Source organism: Endozoicomonas sp. ONNA1, from assembly GCF_024606325.1.
Taxonomy (GTDB): domain Bacteria; phylum Pseudomonadota; class Gammaproteobacteria; order Pseudomonadales; family Endozoicomonadaceae; genus Endozoicomonas_A.
The window spans coordinates 1-5,469 of sequence record NZ_JAHHPN010000102.1; the positions used below are offsets into that span (position 1 = coordinate 1).

Genomic DNA, 5,469 nt, shown 5'->3' on the forward strand with positions numbered 1-5,469 from the left:
CACAACGCCAACCCCCGGATGTATCGCAGCATTTCCCGTCTGGTTCCCGAAATAGTGAAATCCATGGCTTCCAGACAAGGAGTTCGGATGCCACTGCTTCACAGAATCACACCACAAAAAGTGAAGACTCTGGCCTCTGCCACAGCCGGTCTGGTGCTGGGCCCGGTAGCCACTGTCGGATCATACGCCCACGGTCTTTTATCCGGGTTTACCTATGCTCAAACCTTCGGATTCGCTCTGGCGTCGAGTCTCACTTTCGACTTCTTCATGAACGACAACAAAATGCTCACTCAATGGCTGGGTGGACCCCTGGGACGTAGTCTTGACAAGATCAACCGCTGGAGAGGCGTGAGTGAAACGGAAACGGACTATGTGAAACGTACTGCTATTGCTACGCCTCAACGCTTCAATGAAACGGATGAACAGTATGCGAACCGTGTTAAAGCAAACAACGTGATGCATGGCTGGACGCGGAACGAGCATTATCTTCAGTTCCGTGAACGACGTGATCGCACCATGAAGATTTATAAGCATGGCTGGGAGAAATACTTCAGGGAAAATGTACCTAAATGGTCATTCTCCCACGCTGAAAGTATTCCTTACTCTTATACTCTGGGAGCCTTCTATGAATTGATAGTAGAGCCAAAAGGACTACAGCACCTGAGAAGACACCAGCTGCCGTGAAAACTGCAATGCTGATTACAGGTTTGAGAAGTTCACTCCTGATAAGAATACCCGCGACGAACTTTAATGCTAAAAATCAGTGGATGCCCCCCATAGCTACCCAAAAGAAACCAATCATAGAAGGATACATAATGGTTTCTTCCGGTTCAGGCTATCGATTAAACCCTGCTATAAGCAACGACGTTATTCCCCGGCTGAAAAAACAATTCAGTTTTACTGACATTGGACTTTGTCAGTTCGAGCAAAATTCGCTCAACAGCTTACCAGATTGGCCGCTGTGAACTAAATTCACTCAACAACTTAACAGTGAGCGATTGACAGCCATGAGTGACTGAAAGTTGCCTCCTTGCCTGGTGTGGCAATCACTTTTCACGGTAATCAAAGTACTCAGCTCTGAGGTAGTAAAATGACACATGCTCACCCCAATGCATTAAGCCTTGCAGTGGCCATTACTATCAGCTCTTCCATCATTGCTACACAGGCACTGGCCGATCGCAGGCTACAGACAAAATCTATCGTTATTCAGGACAATGGACATACGGAGTTCATCCAGAGTGAGGTCATAGTTAAGCCAACTTTAGGTGATGACCAGCAGCCAATAACCAAATCCTTTACAACCACCTACCCCGATCGAGCTGAATTCAGAGCCGACTACGATATTCCTTCCAAGGGCTTCACAGACGTTCTTTCTGGCATTGACGGTGGCGTTTCCACTGTTGATCTGTTTGAAACAGACGACAATGACATTGCTCAGAAGTACACCAAAGTCCTCAAGGTAGGTAATGAGGCAGTTTTCAGGTTCACCCATAATTTTTCAGAAAATAAACTACTCATCGAAGTCAGAGACAGAATGACCCATAAGGATTCAATTGGAGCTGTGCGCTCTCAATTAGGCGACAATCATACATTAGAACCATTTACGAAAATTGCCAGCCCCGAACACTTGGTCGGAGTGCTGAAAGGTGTGAATGAAAGAGCAGGAAACCTTGGCGAAGTTGATCACTATGTTGTCCTTGCCAACCTTGAAGTAGACCAGGTTGAAGTGAAAGGGCGCACCTTCATGCGTCTCATCGTTTCCAGCGACCAGCCCCCTGAGCTGCAGCGTCTGGGTCAATCAATCTTTGTCAATGATGAGACGCTTTTAGCAGCAGCTACCTCTGCCTATACCCAGGTTCATGTTCTTGGGAAAGATTTACAACAGGGAGCTCTGGAAGATCTGTTGTCATTCTATAAACCCGTCGGCTATGTAGTACACGTCGAGGATGACACACAGGTCTATCCTGTACCTGAGGATTATCCAAAACTGGAAGTGACTGTGGCTGAGGGGGAGATTATTGTTTTTCATGGTCAGAAGCAGAATCCAACCGATATCGCTTTTGTGGAGGGTCTCTATGATATCTGGGAAGGATTTTACGACAATGGACCTACTCCTGAAACAATAGCACTGGTTAAAAAAGACAAGTTCAAAAGCTACCAATACGTCATTCGAAGTCGGCAGCTGGCGCTGCTGGAGGAGTTAGCTGCGCAGCACATTACCAGACTTGACGAAGGTGGTAAACCGACGGATGAATACGAAGATACACTGGCCTCGCTTATATACTATGAATATATCCTGCAGGCATTAACCAGCGCTACTTCAGATCAGGAAGATGGATTTGTAATCACCAGAACGCACATCAAATTAACGTCGTCGTTCATCACGCCAACCTGGATGCATATTCAACTCACAGAACACTTTGGCTTCAAACCCATACTTAGAAATTTTCTGACTAACCGGAAGTTTATTCAAAATATTCATGAAATTATGTCTGTTATCGCCAAAATGTCCGGCGATCCTTTTGACGATTCTTTTGACGCAGACCGCAGCTTTGCTTCCAAAGTCGCTGGCGTCTTTGCCGAACAGCTGCTTGAGATGGAGCACAAGCTGGAAAAACTGCAGGTAAGAGAGGCCATGCTCGCCGAGCTAAACGAAGCATTTCAACGCACAGGGACAATGGCCATGACCCATTTTGAGGAAAAACTGAGAGCCGTTGGACTCAATCAACCAGTTGTGAATGAGCTTAAAAAGATTCGTCAGGAGTTGGAAGAGACGAAAAACTCGGTGGATCAACTTGAGCAGGATAATAAACGAATTCCGGAGCTCGAAAAACAACTTCTTGCTACCAGAGCAAAAGCCACAAACACTCCCAATAGTGAAATGGCAGCAGAGTTTGATATTGAGCCTGATGAAGACGACACATCAGAAGACAGGGCGCTGGAAACAAGGGTATCTACCAAACTCCTCAGGCTAGCAGAGCTTGAAGAAGAGCTGGATGACATTAAAACACCAGGCCACCCCAAAGCCAGACCTGAAGTATTTGAGACACTGAGCGTCATAGAAAAAGCCCTTGAGATACGTGACCTTGATGAAAAAGAAGATGTGTATCTCCGTCGCCGGTACATCTCTGAAAATATGCAGGAAAATATCAGAGACGCCAGACAGCAGGCAGAGAGAGAGGCCCTGGACATACTGGAAGTCGCAGAAGAAATACTCGACATCGAAGCCAATAAAGAGGACAACAAAATAGCAAGACTCGAAGTGGTCATGAAAACTCTTGACAGCGATGCGCTATCAGAAGAAATACTGGATGAGTCACTGGAAGAAATAGGTAACATCCGATGGGCATATGAAGGCAAAACTACGGATCTGGACGAGAAGGAATACAAACGCACTATGCTTCTTGTAAACCTTCGCCATAAAGTCGAAGACCCGGACATGCGAGCCAGAGAAAAACTCACCGATCTGCTGGAAGCCATAGAAACAATACTCAACATCAAATTCAATAAAGAGGATGGAGAAGCAGAAAGGCTTGCCCGGATTTATTCAATACTTGAAGGCAATGATGTCTCAGAAAAATTGCTGGATCAGATAGATCAAACCCTCTGGAAAGGAGACAGCACAGCACTGAACAAGAGAGATATCAAACACAATAAGCTTCGGGGGACTCTTACCTATAAAGTCGAAGATTCCTACCTGGATAAGTTCGCCAGAGATCAACAGACAAGTCTGCTTGGCGCCATAGAGGACGAGCTGAGCATCTACCCTCATGAAAACGTTGCTGCCACAGAAAGAGGCAAGGCTTTCACTGCTAAACTGGCCAGAGATCTGAATCTGGCATTCGGGGAAGATAGCAAACTGTATGATCAGAAGGAAGCTCTGAAGGCCAGAGTTCAGGCATTAATGGATGAAGTACACGAAGCTTATGACGATGTAGGTGTCAGAAGAGCCAGAAACAATGAATTGGCCCATCAACTCAAGATTGAGAACTATAAAGATGATGCCACTATCGACAACCAGAACATTCTGATTGAAGCAAAGCTCAATGGACTGCTCGAAGAAATTTTCAATGCCGGTCAGTCTGCTGTTAATGTCCGTATCGCAACCATTGAAAATGAGCTTGACAAGCAAATCGCGCGCCTTGGGCCCAAACCGCGATACGTTCTTGATCGTGAGAAAGCCAATGCTAAACGAGCATTGGCAAAAGCGGAAAGTGAGCTGACAGGTGTTCGTCGCAAACTGCATGCCCTTCGTGGCAAACACGAGGTATTTACAAGCTGTAAAGATAATCAGGGTCTGGACGAAGCCGGTATATTCGAGGAAGCATTGGCCGAGCTGCCTTTAGCCAGAAAAAAGTACACTCTGGTCACACAATTCCTGCAAGATTACGACAGCAAAAGTATGGAAGTGAACCATGCACAGTTTGAAGAGAGTAATGCACAAGAAAAACTGGATCATAAAAAACAGGAGATTATCGATTTTGGAGACTTCGAAGAGCAGGATAAAACTGCACATAACAAAGAGATAACTGCGCTGGGTTTAGTCCTGGAGCAGAAAAGTGAAGCTTTATCAAAAGCTAAAGATACTCTGACGGATTTCCATAAAACAGCTCTTGACGCTACTGAAGAAGCCGTGGGTCTTAAACCAGACACTTCTGAAACCCATGAACAACGGGTTAATAACCTGAGAAACAAACAGGTTCAACTGGGCGGAGATGATGGCACTGGCGGGAAGATCCTGCAAATGACCCACAAGCTGCACAGTCTCAACAGAGAAATAGAAGTCAGGAAAGCGAAAATAGAGAAATTAAAGGAAGTCCTGAAGGCGGCAGAGCAAGCCGTCGAAAATGAAGGCGGTCCCTTCCAGTTCACACCGTGGCAGGTAAAAGTTCTGACCGATATGCACGACTTCATGCAGGATCACTCTCTCAAGAAACAAGCTCTGGAAGCCGCAATGGGTTTGGCAGAATTAGCAGTAGAAAACGGTAAGAAAGTACCCTATTTCACAATTTTCGATTTTGACGATGAACTTGCACCGGTTCGCCTCAGGGCATTGGTCGGAGAAGGTCTGACGTTTGATCAGGCCAATCGGATTGTGAAAGTCTTCAAGAGCCTGAAGACGACCTTTCCGACCCTCTCTTCCGGGGCTTTAAAACTTCAGCCTCCGAAGGTTCTGTCAAAAGTCCAGGGACTGGTTTTCAAGATCAGGCATCAGCTGCAAAACGGGGCTCAAGAATACGACGATGTCGTTTACGCCATGGGCAAAACAGCCATTCACTACATCGAGTATGAACCTCGGAACCTGGAAAGCTTCCCGGAATATCTGGCTACCCGTTTTGCCGGTGGTAAAAAGACTATTGCTCTGCTGCGTGAAGGTCTGATCAGCAAGGTTGAACTTGAGAGCTACATGAAGGCCGTCAGAGGTGTCGACGGTTATCAGACAGTGGATGAATTTGAGCACTTCCTTGG

At 46.2% G+C, this 5,469-nt stretch carries 2 protein-coding genes; both read left to right on the plus strand.

Features of this window, described 5'->3' with window-relative positions; genetic code table 11:
* On the plus strand, nt 1–684 hold a 684-nt coding region (locus tag KDK19_RS02280), incomplete at its 5' end, for a hypothetical protein (protein WP_257291265.1).
* Nucleotides 685–1,090: 406 nt separating this feature from the next.
* Nucleotides 1,091–5,469 (plus strand): hypothetical protein (locus tag KDK19_RS02285; protein ID WP_257291266.1); only part of this gene is annotated, 4,379 nt, incomplete at its 3' end.